This is a genomic window from Mucilaginibacter robiniae (genome assembly GCF_012849215.1).
In the GTDB taxonomy this organism is placed as follows: domain Bacteria; phylum Bacteroidota; class Bacteroidia; order Sphingobacteriales; family Sphingobacteriaceae; genus Mucilaginibacter; species Mucilaginibacter robiniae.
In genome coordinates this window covers 918,302-936,046 of the sequence record NZ_CP051682.1, presented here as the reverse complement: position 1 = coordinate 936,046, position 17,745 = coordinate 918,302, and the positions used below count along the sequence as shown (strand labels likewise).

Here is a 17,745-nt window from a genome sequence, read left to right as displayed (position 1 = left end):
TACTTGTTAAAACGCCTTTAAATTGCATTTGAGGAAGGCAGACACGGAGATTACAATTAATTAACAATTTAAATAGGCACATTGTACAACTTGGCAATATTGTTGATAATATAAAGTATCTCTGTATTCATCATTTTCTGTTGTATATAGTTGTTATCAAAAATCTTTAGAAAGGTACTATATGGAAGCTAAATTTTCGCCCCGTGTTAAAGATGTGATCTCGTATAGCCGGGAAGAGGCCCTTCGCCTTGGCCACGACTATATCGGTACTGAACATCTTTTACTGGGACTTATTCGCGACGGTGATGGCATAGCTATCAAGTTGCTGAAAGGTTTGCAGGTGGATACTGCAAAACTTCGCCGCGCCGTTGAAGATGCCGTAAAAGGCACAACTGGAACCAATGTACATATCGGTAGCATACCATTAACCAAGCAAGCCGAAAAAGTACTTAAAATCACTTATCTGGAAGCAAAAATATTTAAAAGCGATATCATAGGCACTGAACATTTACTATTGTCTATTTTACGTGATGAAGATAATATTGCCTCACAACTGCTGATGCAGTTTAATGTGAACTATGAAGTATTTAAACATGAAGTAGAATCACACAAAAATATTACTGATGAAATGCCGGGTTCATCTACTGGTGGTGATGATGACTTTAAAGAAGAAGAATCATTCAGCCAGCCTAAAAAGGTATCTGATATTAAATCAAAAACTCCGGTACTTGACAACTTTGGCCGCGATTTAACGAAAGCTGCTGAAGAAGGCCGTTTAGATCCTATTGTAGGTCGGGAGAAAGAAATTGAGCGTGTATCGCAAATTCTTTCCCGTCGTAAAAAGAACAATCCAATCCTGATTGGTGAGCCGGGTGTGGGTAAATCAGCTATTGCTGAAGGCTTGGCACTGCGCATTGTACAACGTAAAGTATCACGTGTACTGTTTAACAAAAGAGTAGTAACACTTGATCTGGCTTCATTGGTGGCAGGTACTAAATACCGTGGCCAGTTTGAAGAGCGTATGAAAGCCGTAATGAACGAGCTGGAAAAATCTCCGGATGTAATTCTGTTCATTGATGAGATTCATACCATTGTGGGTGCTGGTGGCGCTTCAGGTTCACTGGATGCCTCTAACATGTTTAAACCAGCTTTAGCTCGCGGTGAAATTCAATGCATTGGTGCTACTACGTTGGATGAATACCGTCAATATATTGAAAAAGATGGCGCTTTAGACCGTCGTTTTCAAAAAGTAATGGTTGAACCAGCTTCGCCTGATGAAACCATTGAGATATTGACCCGCATTAAAGATAAATATGAAGAGCACCACGGTGTAACTTATACACCGGAAGCTATTCAGGCTTGTGTGGCTTTAACTTCACGCTACATTACCGACCGCTTTTTACCAGATAAGGCAATTGATGCTTTAGATGAAGCCGGTTCACGCGTTCACCTAACCAATATCCATGTGCCTCAAAACATTCTGGATATTGAGCAAAAGATTGAGCAGATTAAGGTTGAGAAAAACCGGGTAGTACGCAGCCAGAAATATGAAGAAGCTGCTAAACTGCGTGATACTGAAAAACATTTGCTGGAAGAGCTGGAACAAGCTAAAGCTGCTTGGGAAGCGGAAACCAAATCAAAACGTTACACCGTATCTGAAGATAACGTAGCTGAAGTAGTAGCTATGATGACCGGTATTCCGGTACAGAAAGTAGGACAAGGCGACAGTCAGAAACTGTTGAACATGAGCACTGCTATCCAAGGCAAAATCATCGGCCAGGATGATGCTGTGAAAAAGCTGACTAAAGCTATACAGCGTACCCGTGCCGGTTTGAAAGACCCGAAGAAACCAATTGGTTCATTCATCTTCTTAGGTCCTACAGGGGTTGGTAAAACCGAGCTGGCTAAAGAGCTTGCCCGTTTTATGTTCGACACTGAGGATGCGTTGATACAGATTGATATGAGCGAATACATGGAAAAATTTGCCGTATCACGTTTAGTAGGTGCGCCTCCGGGCTACGTAGGTTATGAAGAAGGCGGACAGTTAACTGAAAAGGTACGTCGTAAACCGTATGCAGTGGTATTGCTGGATGAGATTGAAAAAGCTCACCCGGATGTATTCAACATTCTGTTACAGGTGCTTGACGAAGGTCAATTAACTGACTCATTAGGTCGTAAGGTGGATTTCAGAAATACCATCATCATCATGACCTCAAACATTGGTGCACGGCAGTTGAAAGATTTCGGTCAGGGTGTTGGTTTCAACACAGCTGCTAAACTGAACCAGGCTGATGCACACTCCAGAGGTGTGATCGAAAATGCGTTGAAGCGTGCTTTTGCTCCTGAGTTCTTGAACCGTATTGATGACGTGATTGTGTTCAACTCTTTAACCAAAGAGGACATCTTCAAAATTATCGATATTGAGTTGGCTTCATTGTTCGGCCGTGTAAATGGCTTAGGCTATACTATCGAGCTGACTGATAATGCTAAGGAAGTAATTGCCGACCGCGGTTATGACCAGAACTTCGGTGCCCGTCCGTTAAAACGAGCTATCCAGAAATACCTGGAAGATCCTATTGCAGAAGAGATTCTGAAAGGTGAACTAGCCGAAGGTGACGTAATGGAAGTTGACTTTGACAAAGAAGCCGACAAAATTGTAATCACTGCCAAAAAGAGCGGTGAAAGCAAAACACCAGAAACTGAAGAGCAAGAATAAACGCTTGCTTACTATAATAATAAAAAAGCCGCTATAACTTAGCGGCTTTTTTATTTCATGGCTTTTTAACAGGTGGTTCATAATCAACCGGAAGTAAATCGGCTACTCGCCTTGCTGCCCAGTCACCTTCATAAACAAAGCCGTGAAGGTTGGCTACTACACCGTTTGTGTCAAAAAATAAGTAGGGGTCGGTAAGGGTAACAATAGAAGTTAAATTATCAGGCGCGTTCATCGGCAGGTTAGACATGGTAGTGGTATTATGCTTTTTAGTGTACAGCACATATAAGCAATCTTTAAAGCTTAGTGCATACAATCCGGTTACATCCGTGCGATGAAGCAAACTGTCAGTATGCTGTGGCGTGGTAATCAGGTACTGTACAATTTTAGGTATTGCTGATTGGTTAGCCCAGTAGGTCAATGAGTCATTAGCTACTATTTTACCATGAACTTTATGAGCACTTTGTACAAGCATAAAGTGATGCATTTTCGCTTTAATCAGGCTGTCTGTAGGCCGTTTAGGATTATCTTTTCTAATTAGTCTGAGCGTTTTAAATCCTTCTTTTTCTGTCTGATGGTTCAGGACCGAGCGGTAATAATGTTCGCTGGAACCTAAATAAGCATTAATCCGGTTCTTATTCCATCTACGTTGCTGCGATTTGCTGCCTTTCAGGTCCTCAAACAGCACCGACCATTGATGATAATAACTATTATCCCGATAGTCGCGCTCAAAATCTTCCAGCTTATAATGCAGTTTGTAGCCAAGTGCGCGGTTCTCAATTTCCAGGTAATCATAAGATTTTGCCAGCAGACGATTATGTACCTTGTCATAAGTCAGGTCCAGCATTTCGGGATTCAGAATTTTACACTCCTGGGCAGCAGGTGAGGGACCAAAGAGCTCGTTTTTGAAAGCTGCATAATTTTGTTCCCATTCCTTATCAGGCTTTATCACTACATCTTTCAACTCGATAGATGTGGGTTTTAATTCAATGTTCAAAGCTGTAACATTGGCATTAGCTGCTAGGTTATAGTTGTAGGTTTCGTAGCCCACTGCTGATACAACCAAGGTGTACTGACCTGGTTTTACATTAACCATACTGTAATTACCGTTATCTGCCGAAGTAGTACCAACGGTAGTGTTACTTAAAAATATACTGGCTTTAGCTACAGGCTGCTTATCGGCAGCATTGATAATCTTGCCCGATACGGTTAATTGTGCTTGGCAAAATAAGGGCAGCAGAGCCAAAAAAAAGAGGATGGACTTATACATATTCAAACATAACTAAATTTTTAGTTATGTTTGTTTTAGTTCAGTAGACTGGAAGAAAATTATTCACTAAAAAAGGGTTCGTGTTTTACGGGAACCCTCTTTTAGTATTATGGTTAAGTAGCCTTATTCTTTGCTCATGCTTTCAATCACCTCTGGCGTAACACCAGTGTAAGAGAAACCACCATCATGGAAAAGGTTTTGCATAGTTACCATTTTGGTTAAATCAGAGAACATAGTAACGCAGTAATCAGCGCAGTTATCGGCATTGGCATTACCCAGCGGACTCATCTTTTCTGCAAAGTTGATAAAGCCATCAATTCCTTTAACGCCTGAACCAGCTGTGGTTAGGGTAGGAGATTGGGAAATGGTATTTACCCTTACTTTTTTCTGAACACCATAGTAGTAGCCAAAGTTACGGGCAATGCTTTCCAGCATAGCTTTACCATCAGCCATATCATTGTAGTTCGGGAATACGCGTTGTGCAGCAATGTAAGTTAAAGCTACTACCGAACCCCACTCGTTAATGGCATCCAGTTTCATGGCAGCTTGTAATACGCGGTGTAAACTAACGGCCGATATATCTAAACCTTTGTGCGTAAACTCCAGGTTGTTTTCGGTGTATGGAATGTTTTTACGCACATTGATGCTCATACCTATAGAGTGTAGCACAAAATCAACCCCACCATTGAAATGTTCCATGGTTTTTTCAAAAAGGTTGGTTACATCAGCTTCGCTGGTTACGTCGGCCGGAATAACCGGTGCGTTTACCTCTTCGGCCAGTTTATTGATGGTTCCCATGCGCAGAGCAATAGGAGCGTTGGTCAGTACCAGTTCAGCGCCTTCGGCTTTGCAGCGCTGGGCGGTTTTCCAGGCAATTGATTTTTCATCCAGGGCGCCAAAAATAATGCCCTTTTTACCTTTCAGTAAATTATAAGCCATAATTTAAATATTGTTAATTGGGGGGTAAAGGTAAAAATTATTTATCAGTTAGTTGAAAATCAAATACAACAGATTCGAGTGGGTTTGCAGTTGAGTAAAGCGTTACCCTATAGCTATAAAATAAAAAAGCAACCGCTATGTTGGTAATACATAACGGGTGCTTTTTTATAAAGAGTATTTAAATTAAAAAGGAACTCTGCAAAAGCTTATGCCTCTTTGTTTAATAAAGGACCTTTCTTTTTGCTTTCGGCATAACCTACGCCTACTAACAGCAGTACCAGAGCTGCAGAACCAGCTAATGAAATGCCTTCGCCAGTGTAGTATGATGTTGGGTGGAAAACAAATTCAATCTTGTGGTTACCTACCGGAATTTCAGCAGCACGCAGCACGTAGTCAGCTCTGAAATAAGGTTTTTCAACGCCGTCAATTAGCATTTTCCAGCCTTTATCATAATAGATTTCTGAAAACACAGCTACCTGGTTGGTGGTTGAACCGGTTTCATAAACTAAATGATCAGGGTTATAGCTAAGAAGTTTAATGGTAGCTGCTTCATCTAATGAGGTAATTTTATTGTTCAGCAGGTTATGGTAACGCTCGTCAACAATGGCTTCGTTTTTAGGGTCAAAGCTACTGATGGCTTGCATTTCTTCATCAGCATTTTTAGCGTACTTAACGCTTTTTACAAACCATGCATGGCCACAAGCGGTTTGATTTACCTGCATACCTACTGCTTGTGTTTTCGGATCGGCAGTAATAATGTATTTGGTATTCAGCATATCCAGCACATCCTGGTTAACGCTTTTTGAAAATTGGCTTTCAATCAGCTCCTGGAAACGCTTTAACTTGGCCGCATGGTAACCACCTACGGTTTTGTGAAAGTAAGAAGCCGTAGCATTAGAGAATGGGGTAGGTGATAAAGTCGCATCAAATACGCGGTAATCGGGGTCGGTATCACGCAGAATGAACTGGTCAACCTCACGTTGCTGAAAGCTTTGCTGTAAATCTTCTTTATCTACAAAGTTGCTGTCTTTCAAGTAACGTTTATCTACAGTCCACATGTCTACTAGCGTAAGCAGTAAAAAGGCAATAGATAGTACCGTAACATTTACTTTTTGCTTTACAAAGGCCCACAGCAAGCCAAAGGCTATCAGGATAAAAATTAAGGAACGTATAGCATCAGCACGCTCTAACGAGATACGATCTTGCACCAGCGCATTAGCCAGATTGTTAGCAAAAGCACTATCGCCGCCAGCCATTTGGGTTAATTGAGCAACAAAGTTTTGATGCTCCGGCGATTTAAAGCTTAACAGCACGCTTGGCACCACAATCATTAACAAGGTTAAACCGCCGGTGATGTACAAGGCCAGTTTAACTTTTTTGAAAATAAAGCTTTTGTCGGTAGAAGAAATAACTTCCTGTATGGCCATAAAGGCCAGCACCGGAAAACACAAGGCCGCAATAACCAGTATAGATTCAACTGTACGGAACTTGTTATATAATGGGAAATAGTTAAAGAATAAGTCGGATATAAACGTTAAGTGCTGACCGAAAGATAGCAGTAAGCTCAATAAAGTAGCGCCTAACAACCACCATTTAAGTCGGTTTTTCACAATCAGCAAGCCCAGTACAAATAAAAAGCATACGGCTGCACCAAAATACCACGGACCGCCAATAATAGGCTTATCACCCCAATACAACGGGAACTGTTGTGCTAAGCTTTGTGCCTGGTTAGGGTCAATGCCTTTGTCAGTTAATACTTTCAATACGTTTGAATCGCTGTTGGTTGGGCCACTGCTGGTACCACCATAAGCATTCGGAATTAAAAAGGTAAAGCATTCGCCTATACCCTGGCTGTATTGGTAAGCATAATCTTTATCCAGGCCGTTCGATGGTTCGGTAGTATGCTGAGTCAGGTTTGATTTACCACGGATAGATTCGTTACCATATTCATAAGTAGTCCATAGCATAGCTGCGTTTACTACTACTGCCAGCACGGTAGCTGCTGCTAAATAACCAATAGCTTTAAAGAACGGCTTGGTTTGATTCTCTTTAATGGCATGATACAATTCAATACCTACCCAGATTAAGATAGCCAACATCAGATAATAAGTCATCTGAATGTGGTTGGTACGGATTTCCATTGCCAAAAAGAACGCTGTTAATGTAGCGCCTAATAATGGCCGACCACGAAATGCCAGCAGAATACTAGCGATAATAGGGGCAAAAAAGGCTATAGCATAAGCTTGGTTAGCATGCCCCGCATCAATAATGATAAAGTTGTACGATGAAAATGCGTAGGCTATAGCGCCTGCTGCTGCCAGCCAAGGGTTTAAACGTAATACACACAATAAAAAGTAAGCGCCAACCAGATACAGTAAAATGGTATCAACCGGATTAGGGAAAACGGCTTTTAGCGTTGAAATAACATACGTAGTTACGTTAGTAGGGTAAGGAACCCAAATTTGGTAGGCAGGCATACCACCAAACATGCTATTGGTCCATAAAGGTGCTTTGCCTGTTTTTTCCTTTACCGACATGATTTCTCTTTGCATGCCTTGGGCCTGCATCACATCGCTTTGAAACAAAGCTTTGCCCTGAAAAACCGGGGCGCAGTAAAAGAAACCGAGTGCTATGAAAACTCCGATAATGGCCAGATGGATGCCATTGCGTTTAAACCAGTTGCTCATTTATTTTTTGAAAAGATAAAAATCTCCCAAAAATATAAATTTAAGCGATAATCAGAACGATTACTTTGCCGGAACCGAAACCTGGCAATGCTGTGCTGCAAAAGCCAGCAGGTAGTAAATAATGCCTAAGCCTACAAGGCTGATTACGTAAATAATTTTAGTGCGCTTTTCGGCAAATTCATCCTCGTTGCGGCGTATGGTAAAGTAGTTGTATACTGCCAAACCAGCCAGTACTATCCAGAAAAACCAGTTAACCGATGTGCACGATACAAATATTTCTACGGCCAGGGCAAAAACAATGTAGTTGGCAGTAATTAGGCCAATAATCGCTTGCGAGCTATAGTGACGGTCTTTAAAAATGTTTTCAGGTACCATAAAAGCTATTTTACTTCTTCGTAATCTATAAAATCACCTTCTGAATCGGGTACGGTATTCTTTTTAGCCGGAGGAATATAATCTACCTTAATTCTACCTTCAGGGCGGTTAGGCTGCTGCTGATAGTTTTGTTTGTGCTGTTGTTGCTGGGCTTTGTTAATCATGCCCTGAAACAGCATTGGTAAAAAGATACGTGCCAAACTGCGTACAATGTACAGTACACAAATAGCCACCAGTAAAAAGCGTAATAGTATCATGAACAATGAAATTGCAGTACAAATATAAGTACTTAACGCTAAAAAAGTTTTTTTATGCTGATGGGTAAGGTTAGCGGGTTGTCAAAAAGGCATATAAAATTATAAGTCAAAGGATAGTTATCAGAGTTTTAGATCGAGCTATAATAAACCAAGAACAGCAATCATATTCATGCGTAACGCTACTTACAAGGATGAAATAAAGGGCAAAATAGCTATTACAATTACCTGAAAAGCTTTGTAACTTTATAATGACCAATATATAAATCGCTATGAAAGTGCTTGCTAAAATTCAAAGCTGGGGCGATCAGCATCACCCCAAATGGCTGGATGTTTTCAGAATTATTTTAGGAGTTGTTTTAGTCTGGAAAGGCGTTTCTTTCATCTTAAACCTGCATGCATTAAGGTTTTTCCTGATAGAAAGCCATATAGATGACAAGCTGGGTTTGGCCATCTCTATCAGCTTGTTAGCTCACCTGATTATTGCTTTGCATCTTATTGGCGGGGTTTGTATAGCCTTGGGTACTAATACCCGTTTATGTTGTCTGCTGAATTTACCAGTGCTTATCGGTGCAGTCTTTTTAGTTAACCTGCAACTAACCTTATTCAGGCCTTATGCTGAATTCGGGTTGTCAGTGGTCGTGCTATTAGGCCTTATTTGCTTTTTAGTTGAGGGCAATGGCGTGTTGCTGGTAAAAGCCCCCAAGCAAAAGGCCATTTAATTGTATATTCCATACTGTTGCTTATGCATGCACAGGCAACAGTATGGAACTATGTTAAAGTTACTACATTTTAACTCTTACTTCTCGTTCAGCATTTTTTCAAGCGCAAACATTTCGTCGCGTAGTTTGGCCGCTTGCAGGAAGTCCATGTCTTTGGCGGCCGCCAGCATTTCTTTTTTGGTATTGTCAATAGCTTTCTTCAGGTCGGCTTTGCTCATGTACTGCACAATTGGGTCGGCAGCTATGCTTATTTCTTCGCTTTCCATGTAAGGCTGTTGCACACCGCCTTTAAAGTCAATTACCGAAGTTTGTTCAATAATAGCTTCTTTAGATTTGCCTACGGTTTTAGGTACAATACCATGATCGGTATTGTAAGCAATCTGTTTTTCGCGGCGGCGGGTGGTTTCATCAATGGTGACGCGCATACTCTCGGTAATATTATCCGCATACATAATTACCCGGCCGCGGTCGTTACGGGCCGCACGACCAATAGTTTGTATCAACGAACGTTCCGAACGCAGGAAACCCTCCTTATCGGCATCCAGAATGGCTACTAAAGATACCTCGGGTAAATCCAAACCTTCCCGCAATAGGTTAATACCAATCAATACATCAAATTCGCCCAGGCGCAAGCCGCGTAAAATCTCTACCCGATCTAACGTTTTCACTTCCGAGTGGATGTACCGGCACTTAATACCCAGTCGGTCCATGTATTTGGCCAGCTCTTCCGACATACGCTTGGTTAAGGTAGTCACCAGTACGCGATCTCCTTGTTTAATGGTTTTATCTACCTCATCCAACAAGTCGTCTACCTGGTTAATTATCGGACGAATCTCAATCAGCGGGTCAAGCAATCCGGTTGGACGTATAACCTGTTCAATTACTACACCGTCTGATTTTTCCAGTTCAAAATCGCCGGGTGTAGCACTTACGTAGATGGTTTGCGGCGCTAAACGTTCAAATTCCTGAAAGTTAAGCGGACGGTTGTCCATAGCTGCCGGCAAACGGAAGCCATATTCTACCAGCGATATCTTGCGCGAACGGTCGCCGCCATACATGGCGCGTATCTGTGGTACAGTAACGTGACTCTCATCAATCACCATCAGGTAATCATCCGGGAAATAATCCAGCAAGCAGAATGGGCGCATACCCGGTTTACGGCCATCAAAAAAGCGCGAGTAGTTCTCAATACCCGAACAGTAGCCCAGTTCGCGTATCATCTCCAAATCGTAGTTCACTCTTTCTTCCAATCGCTTGGCTTCCAGAAAGCGTTTTTCATCAATAAACTGTTGCTTGCGGATTTCCAGTTCTTCCTGTATAGCCCAAATGGATTTAGTAAATCGGTCGCGCGGTGCTACGTACAGGTTGGCCGGGAATACCACCATGTTCGGGAACTTCTCAATAGTTTTACCGTTGGAGGGGTCGAAGCTGCTGAGCTCTTCAATATCATCGCCATAAAAGGATACACGGTAAGCATAATCCAAATAAGCCGGATAGATATCTACCGTATCACCTTTTACCCGGAAGGTACCGCGCTTAAACTCGGCAGTAGTGCGGGCATACAGAATTTCTACCAGGCGGTGCAAAAAAGCATTGCGGCTGATGCGGGTACCTACACCAAAACGGAAAACTGAATTGGCAAAATCTTCCGGGTTACCCATACCGTAAATGCATGAAATGGAAGATACCACAATTACATCCCGTCGGCCCGACATTAAAGCCGAGGTGGTACGTAAACGTAGTTTCTCAATCTCGTCATTAATCTGTAAGTCCTTTTCAATATAAGTATTGGTGGTGGGTATGAACGCCTCAGGCTGATAATAATCGTAGTAGGATACGAAGTAGTTTACCGCATTTTCCGGAAAAAACTGTTTAAACTCGCCGTACAACTGAGCAGCTAGTGTTTTATTATGGCTCAGCACCAGGGTAGGGCGCTGGGTTTGTTCAATCACGTTGGCTATGCTAAATGTTTTACCCGAGCCGGTAACACCCAGCAGGGTTTGGTACAGCTCCCCGCTTTGTACGCCATCTACCAATTGCTTTATGGCCCCGGGCTGGTCGCCAGTGGGTTTGTAATGTGAATTAATTTTAAAATCCATGTAGTATAAATATACGCAAATAATTGCAAAACCCGAAAGCTATTGCTAAAATTGATAGCAACGTTTTCAAGTGCACAAAAATTAATGTGAAGGATAAAACGTTTGTAAATAATAAATAGTTTATTTACAATGTGTTTTAATCGGGTGTTTAGGTTCCGGTGCTTTTTCTAACTTGTATTTTGTTATGCTATTTATTTTAAACAACAGTAACACTATCTGTAACCGTTTTTTGGCCGAAATGCGCGATGTGCAACTACAGCAAGATCGTATGCGTTTCCGGCGCAATCAGGAACGGATAGGTGAGGTGCTGGCGTATGAAATTAGTAAACAGTTAACGTATCAGCCTTCGGAAGTGCAAACGCCGTTGGGCATAGCGCAAATTAATACCCCTGCTGAGCAACCCGTATTGGGTACCATCTTGCGGGCTGGTTTGCCGCTGCACCAAGGGTTTATGAATTTCTTCGATCAGGCGACATCTGCATTTATTACGGCTTATCGTAAAACGCATAAAAACGGTAGCTTTACTATCCAGATTGAACATATTGCCGCTCCTGATCTGGGAGGTAAAACTCTTATTTTGTGCGATACCATGCTGGCTACCGGGCAAAGCGTAGTAGAAGTATGTAAAGAGCTTTTAGGGCAATATCAGCTCAAAGCCCTACACATAGCTGCTGTTATAGCCAGTACCGAAGGTGTGGAACATGTACGGGCCCATCTGCCTATGGCCAATTTATGGATAGGCGCTATTGATGAAGAAATGACCACCAAATCTTTTATCGTTCCTGGCTTAGGTGATGCTGGCGATTTAGCTTTTGGGGATAAGATGTAAGTTGAGGATGTGGAGCTTGATTTTAAGAAGATAGGAGGGGTACATACATGTCGTTGATTGTTGCATTTTAACAAACAATGTTAAAAATCTTCCTTACCTAATAAATTGTGTTGTCTGTGTCCTCACAGACAACGGCGACGTGCTTTCACCTATTCACAATTTCCATCCGCATCACAAGCCGGACCTTCGGTAGCCGATGTGGTGGTTTCCTGCTGTTGATCAAGGTAAGCTGTTTGCAAGGTATTTAGAAAAACTTCGGCTGGTTGAGCACCCGACACGGCATATTTATCATCAAGTACAAAAAAAGGAACTCCTCTGATGTTCAAGGTTTCAGCCTCGTAAATGTCTTGATGAACCGCATTAGTGTAAGCGTCGGATTGTAAGGCTTGCTTTACCTCTTCGGCATCTAAGCCGATACGCAAACCAATATCAAGCAATGTATCTTGGTCGTCAATGTTTTTGCCATCAGTAAAGTAAGCTCTGAACAGTTGTTCTTCAGCAGCATCGCTCAAGTTATGCTTTTTAGCGAGCTGACTAAGCCGATGTGCATTAAAGCTATTGGCTACTACGGCAAAATCAAAATTATAGGTGAGGCCAACCTGCGCTGCCAACTCGGTTACCTGTTCCGTTACCTGGCGGGCATACTCTGGTTGCCAACCTTTGCTATCAGCTAATGATTGATATACGCTGATGCTGGTATCCGTTTTTAACAGCGGATTTAGCTGAAAGCTTTTCCATTCTACCTGCACTTCATCTTGATGATCAAAGTGAGATAAAGCTTCTTCAAAACGCCGTTTACCAATATAGCAGAACGGGCACATGACATCCGACCAGATTTCAACTTTCATTACACTTACCTATTTATTGACGTAAAGTTAACAGATGCAACGCTTCAACTCATGCCAGCTACTGATTTGTTGCTGCCAAATGACAGAGCATGAGTTAACGTGTGGTAGATAACTGATAATGATAAATAGGCGACTTTTTGCCCTCACTTACCGTATAGTAGCTATGCCCATCTGTAGCAAAGCCTATCGCTTCGCCCTGGTGTTCCTGTTCGTAAGATAACTCTTGTGGAGGCCGTTGCATGGTTTGCCAAACCGGTTCGTTGCCTTGACGTTTCCAGTAGTACACGCGGGTATAACTTTTTAACAGCACCTGACTGCCATCGTGTGATATATCGCCTGCTACAATCCACTTAAACGGACGAATGCCCTTAAAATGAATTTGACAACGGCGCGTCATAGTGACCGTATCATTATCATGATAAGAAAGTGGAGCCGTATATATAGCTACCTGACTTTCGCGTTTTGATACTACGTAAATCAGTTTTTCTACTGGGTCAACCATCAGGGTTTCTGCATCACGTGCTCCATCCGGATATTTTAAGTTTAAGGCAGAGGCGGCGACTTCCTGTTTGCTGCCCTCGGTTGCGGGTAGCTCGGGTTCGGCCATACGGTACACGGTGATGAACTTACGGTATGAGCCATTATCGCCAATATCACCCAGGTAAATGTAACTTTGACCGTTTACCGGGCCTGGCCCCATAGCAATATCTTCACAATCATAAGCACGAACATTGCCGGTATTGGTTTGATAATAATAAGTGCCTTTAAGTTTGCCATTGCTGCTAATGGCAAAAAAGCGGTTCGTATCGCCACTATCATTATGGATATAGTACGTATCAGGATGCTGAGTGGATGCTGCAATGCCCGAAGTTTCGCCTAGTTCATCTGCCTGTAAATAGCCAGCTATTAAACCTTTGTCGCCACCCTTTTTTTGGGCGTACGCGGCCAACTCTAATATCAATATCATAATAGGCAGCAAGAGCCTTTTTTTGCGTAGCTTGTGAATCAGATTTAACTTCTGCATTTATCAACTAAACTAATAAATACTATGTTTATTGTTGATATGGTATAAAATGTATGGTAATCATGCTATTTTGTTAAGCAATGAAGAGTGTGCCTGTAATATATGATATGGAACACTTTATTTTAAAAGATGTATATTTATCTTGCACATGAAAAAGCATATGACTGCGTTTTAATATAGAAGGTATGATTCATGCTTTTATTTTTATTAAAGCCTAGTAACGCATTTGATTACCGGATGTATTCAGGTAGTTGCAGGTAGCACTTGTTAAAAACGTTTAAACCAACTCATTAAACTATATAAATTATGGAAAGGGCTGTAAAACATTATAAGTTTATTAATAGCGGAACAGAGAATGCTATTTTCTATTACACTTTGGAGGAAGATATAAATCCTGCAACTGTTAAAGAGAAGTTGGAATCTATAAAAGCACAAGTTGCCATTAAGTATGGCTTATTCTTGGAAACGGTATATTATCAGGAAATACTGGACGAGGAATAACTTTATTTGGTGAATTATAGCAGGATGATTTCTTTTGTGGCATGGTGATTAGACCATTGTACCACAAATTGCTGGTTATAGCCGCATTAAGTATAGTGCTAATTATGCTGGTTATAGCTGGTCATTATCCCGATTGGATTGAAAAGTATTATGCAGGAAGTGCATACGTATTGGTTAGTTCTTTTTGGCACCCGATATTCAATCTATTTCCTTTCAGCGTAGGTGATGTATTCTATTTGATAGCCATCATCGGTATACTGTATGCACTTTTTCAAATAGTAGTATTAACCCTTAGAAAACAGTTCAGACTGCTAGGGTGGTTTGTGCTTCGATTGATTATTATCCTCCAGATAGCTATTACCGCTTTTTACTTGTTGTGGGGATTGAACTATTTCAGGCCCCCATTGGCTAAGCGCCTGAATTTGCAGGATAGCACCTATAGCCTAAATAACCTCAATACCATCACTACCTTGTTAATTGATAGTGCTAATGCCCATCGTAGTAGGATAACTGTTGCTGATACCTCGACCAATAATTCCGTACTACAGCAAACTGCTGTTCAGGCTATTAATCAACTCAGCCGAATTAACACCGCTTTTTACACGGTTTATCCTCATGTAAAGTCATCTTTGTTTACCCCTTTGCTAAACTACCAGGCTACCTCCGGCTATTATAATCCGTTTACCGGCGAGGCGCAAATCAATAGCCAAATGCCTTGGTTTGACCGGCCTTTTACCTGCTGCCATGAAATGGGGCACCAAATGGGCTATGGGCGTGAGGATGAAGCTAACTTTATCGGTTTTCTGGCTGGCATCGGTTCTCACAATCGTGCACTGTGTTATTCAGCTTATTATCTGGCGGCAGATGAGTTTTTGTACCACATCCGCCGGCGCGATTCGGTAGCTTACTACCAGCTCAAACAAAGGCTTTCAGTACAGGTAAGACAGGACATGCGGACAGATAGCTTATACTGGACTTCTTATGCTGGTAAGCTGGATAAAATTACGGCAGTGTTTTATAATCAATTTTTAAAAGCCAACAACCAACCCGAAGGCTTACGCACTTACAACCGCATGATTCGGTTAACCATGGCTTATTACCAACAAAAGCAGGCCACCAAGGCTCGCAGACCGGAGCGTAATAACTAAAGCTTTGAAAGGTTAATTTGGGTTAACTGCTTTGAGTATGGTTAGCTATTCTTAATTAAAATGCTTTCAATTACATAGGTAGCATGTTCGCATTTGTCAGTCGTTTTTTCCAGAGCAGAAAATATTTCACTGTACTTTAAAACCTGAAAAATGTTAGTTTCATCGTGGTTTAAAGCAGCTAAAGCTTTGTCATACACTTGGTCAGCATGGTATTCCAACAACTTAACTTGGTTACAACCCGCTTCAATAATATCGTTTTGGCGAAGGTTATTCATGGCTCTAATGCAACCTTCAAGCGCTACACTAGCTTCTACAATCAGGTTGCATAATTCTTTCAGCGGCGGCGTAATTACGTCGATGGCATACAGGTTAATACGGCGGGCAGCATTATCAATATAGTCGGCTACATTGTAAATAGCAGATACCAGGCTGTACATATCATTACGTTCAAAAGGCGAAACAAAGGCTTTGCCTGATACGGCATATACCTGACGTTTAAGCTCATGAGCTTTGTTTTTTAGCCGGCTAATTTGGTTAAATTGATTTTTCTGCTCCTGCGTTGAGCTGGAACTCACAGCTTCATACAGTAATTTAGCCATAGCAGTACTGTTGGCCGAAGCTTCATTGAATAAGTTATAGAATACTTGATTATTATCGGGAAGAAACTGGCCGAGCAGAGTTGTTTTCATAATGAATATGTATATATCAATACAATGTTAAATTACTTTGGTTCTGTTAACAGAATGTTAATGTATGGTTATGCTTGCGTTAACTTATTTTTGCGCCATGCCGAAAGATGACTTACCCACATACCCCATTGTTGAAATCTTAATCCGTTTATCTGACTCTGACCATCATATCGGCTCCTATAAAGATCATACCATACATGATCAGGGCGTTATTGTAAAAACTACGCAGGGTATAATTGATGTGCCTCTTAGCCTAATATTGCAACAATTTCATCAACCTGAACTGATTACCGATTCAGAACTGGCAGTCATTGCTACCAGCTTTCGGAAAATTTAATGTATGTATTAAAATTTTAAGCCGTATTAATGTTCTGGTTTAGAGCTAGAGTGTATGAAAAAGAACTAAACTTTTTGAATGTATATCAGGTTAACAGCAGTATGAAAAACATCATCTGCCTTTTAACTTCTGTAGCTGTTGCCGGTATGGTAGCTGTTACAAAACCTGCTCAGGCACAACAGCCTAAATTACAGCAGGTGTATGCCGATAATACTTACCAGTTTACCGGCGTAGCTGTATCGGCCAAAAACCGGTTGTTTGTAACTTATCCGCGTTGGTCAACCACGTACAAATATGCCGTGGTGGAAGTCATGCCCGATGGTACGGCCAAACCTTTCCCGGACGCTGCCATGAACGAGTGGAAAACCGGCGAAGACGGTCAGAACAAATGGGTGTGCGTACAAACCGCCTACGTGGATGATGACGACTACCTGTACATTGTTGACCCTGCCGCACCATTTTTGAACAAAGTAGTCGGCAATGGCGCTAAGGTGGTGAAGTTTAACCTGAATACCAACAAAATTGAAAAGGTTTATCGCTTCGGTACTACTATTGATAATAGCAGCTACCTGAATGATATCCGAGTAGATACTAAAAAGCAAATGGCTTATATTACCAACTCAGGTACGGGCGGTATTGTGATATTGGATTTGAAAACCGGCAAATCTCGCCAGGTATTGCAAATGCATAAATCAGTACACCCTGATCCGAATGCCAAGTTTGTAATTGATGGTCACCAGTTGTTGAAACAAGGTCAGCCGGTAGTATTTAACTCAGATGGTATTGCCTTGACACCAGATAACAACTGGTTGTACTATAAAACCATTACCGACAAAAAGTTATATCGTATTAAAACAGCCTCTTTACTAAATGAGAAATTGACCCCTAACCAATTAAGCGGCGAAGTTCAAAATTTGGGTGATGTAGTTAGTACGGATGGTATGATATTCGACAAGAAAGGCAACCTGTACCTAGGTGATATGGTAAACTACCGTATGGTGGTGTTAGACCCACAGCTGAAAGCCCATACCTGGTTCAAAAGCAAAAGCTTGATCTGGCCGGATACTTACTCCATTTCTAAAGATGGTTATATCTACATAACCACCTCACAGATTCACAAGCAACCGGATTTCAACAACCATGTAAACAAGCGTACCGAGCCTTACCATGTATTTAAAGTGAAGCTGCCCCAATAATCATAAATGCACTACAAATAAAAGCGCCTGCAACCTAAAATTGCAGGCGCTTTTATTTATACCGGAATACGACAGCCTTTATACAAGTTCCATTCATTTACCCGATATTTGCCC

Annotated in this window: 16 protein-coding genes; 7 read left to right on the top strand and 9 right to left on the bottom strand. The window is 41.6% G+C overall.

From position 1 onward, the window contains the following. Positions 1–181: 181 nt before the first annotated feature. The gene (locus HH214_RS04205; RefSeq protein WP_169606153.1) at positions 182–2,716 is read left to right on the top strand and encodes an ATP-dependent Clp protease ATP-binding subunit; all 2,535 of its coding nucleotides are present in this window, start codon (positions 182–184) and stop codon (positions 2,714–2,716) included. A 55-nt stretch (positions 2,717–2,771) separates the two neighbouring features. Here HH214_RS04205 and HH214_RS04200 read toward each other — a convergent pair whose 3' ends face one another. The 5 genes from HH214_RS04200 to HH214_RS04180 form a co-directional block, all read right to left on the bottom strand. Then, positions 2,772–3,983 (bottom strand): carboxypeptidase-like regulatory domain-containing protein, encoded by a 1,212-nt coding sequence (locus HH214_RS04200; RefSeq protein WP_169606152.1) that lies wholly within the window; start codon positions 3,981–3,983, stop codon positions 2,772–2,774. A 123-nt stretch (positions 3,984–4,106) separates the two neighbouring features. After that, entirely contained in the window at positions 4,107–4,922 is an 816-nt protein-coding gene (locus tag HH214_RS04195) for an enoyl-ACP reductase FabI (protein ID WP_169606151.1), read from the bottom strand. Between the two features lie 206 nt (positions 4,923–5,128). Next, on the bottom strand, positions 5,129–7,609 hold the full coding sequence (locus HH214_RS04190; RefSeq protein WP_169606150.1) for a YfhO family protein: 2,481 nt from the start codon (positions 7,607–7,609) through the stop codon (positions 5,129–5,131). Positions 7,610–7,669: 60 nt separating this feature from the next. After that, positions 7,670–7,984 carry a hypothetical protein gene (locus tag HH214_RS04185; RefSeq protein WP_169606149.1) on the bottom strand — a complete coding sequence of 105 codons (315 nt, stop codon included), beginning with the start codon at positions 7,982–7,984 and terminating at the stop codon, positions 7,670–7,672. A 5-nt stretch (positions 7,985–7,989) separates the two neighbouring features. Beyond that, positions 7,990–8,241, bottom strand: a complete 252-nt coding sequence (locus tag HH214_RS04180) for a DUF4834 family protein (RefSeq protein ID WP_169606148.1) — start codon at positions 8,239–8,241, stop codon at positions 7,990–7,992. 269 nt (positions 8,242–8,510) lie between these two features. Here HH214_RS04180 and HH214_RS04175 point away from each other — a divergent pair, with 269 nt between their 5' ends. Further along, positions 8,511–8,960: a DoxX family protein gene (locus HH214_RS04175; RefSeq protein WP_169606147.1), complete on the top strand. Its 450-nt coding sequence runs from the start codon at positions 8,511–8,513 to the stop codon at positions 8,958–8,960. A gap of 77 nt (positions 8,961–9,037) precedes the next feature. Here HH214_RS04175 and uvrB read toward each other — a convergent pair whose 3' ends face one another. Beyond that, positions 9,038–11,059, bottom strand: a complete 2,022-nt coding sequence (gene uvrB, locus HH214_RS04170; RefSeq protein WP_169606146.1) for an excinuclease ABC subunit UvrB — start codon at positions 11,057–11,059, stop codon at positions 9,038–9,040. 184 nt (positions 11,060–11,243) lie between these two features. Between uvrB and upp the strand changes: the two genes are divergently transcribed. Beyond that, positions 11,244–11,888, top strand: a complete 645-nt coding sequence (gene upp / locus HH214_RS04165; protein WP_169606145.1) for a uracil phosphoribosyltransferase — start codon at positions 11,244–11,246, stop codon at positions 11,886–11,888. A gap of 149 nt (positions 11,889–12,037) precedes the next feature. On the opposite strand, the gene HH214_RS04160 is transcribed toward upp, so the two are convergent. Then, a complete protein-coding gene (locus tag HH214_RS04160; RefSeq protein WP_169606144.1) occupies positions 12,038–12,736 on the bottom strand; it encodes a DsbA family oxidoreductase in 699 nt (232 codons plus the stop codon). A 94-nt stretch (positions 12,737–12,830) separates the two neighbouring features. Next, complete coding sequence (locus HH214_RS04155) at positions 12,831–13,703, bottom strand: hypothetical protein (RefSeq protein ID WP_169606143.1); 873 nt, start codon at positions 13,701–13,703, stop codon at positions 12,831–12,833. 363 nt (positions 13,704–14,066) lie between these two features. On the opposite strand from HH214_RS04155, the gene HH214_RS04150 reads away from it, so the two are divergent. Together HH214_RS04150 and HH214_RS04145 are read left to right on the top strand one after the other, a co-directional pair. Continuing rightward, on the top strand, positions 14,067–14,261 hold the full coding sequence (locus tag HH214_RS04150) for a hypothetical protein (RefSeq protein WP_169606142.1): 195 nt from the start codon (positions 14,067–14,069) through the stop codon (positions 14,259–14,261). Positions 14,262–14,302: 41 nt separating this feature from the next. After that, complete coding sequence (locus HH214_RS04145) at positions 14,303–15,409, top strand: DUF3810 domain-containing protein (RefSeq protein WP_169606141.1); 1,107 nt, start codon at positions 14,303–14,305, stop codon at positions 15,407–15,409. Positions 15,410–15,450: 41 nt separating this feature from the next. Here the strand turns inward: HH214_RS04145 and HH214_RS04140 are convergent, their stop codons facing one another. Further along, positions 15,451–16,098 (bottom strand): DUF47 domain-containing protein, encoded by a 648-nt coding sequence (locus HH214_RS04140; protein ID WP_169606140.1) that lies wholly within the window; start codon positions 16,096–16,098, stop codon positions 15,451–15,453. Between the two features lie 97 nt (positions 16,099–16,195). Here HH214_RS04140 and HH214_RS04135 point away from each other — a divergent pair, with 97 nt between their 5' ends. Together HH214_RS04135 and HH214_RS04130 are read left to right on the top strand one after the other, a co-directional pair. Continuing rightward, a complete protein-coding gene (locus tag HH214_RS04135) occupies positions 16,196–16,435 on the top strand; it encodes a hypothetical protein (protein ID WP_169606139.1) in 240 nt (79 codons plus the stop codon). 29 nt (positions 16,436–16,464) lie between these two features. Further along, positions 16,465–17,631, top strand: a complete 1,167-nt coding sequence (locus HH214_RS04130; protein ID WP_211166302.1) for an L-dopachrome tautomerase-related protein — start codon at positions 16,465–16,467, stop codon at positions 17,629–17,631. Positions 17,632–17,745: the final 114 nt, after the last annotated feature.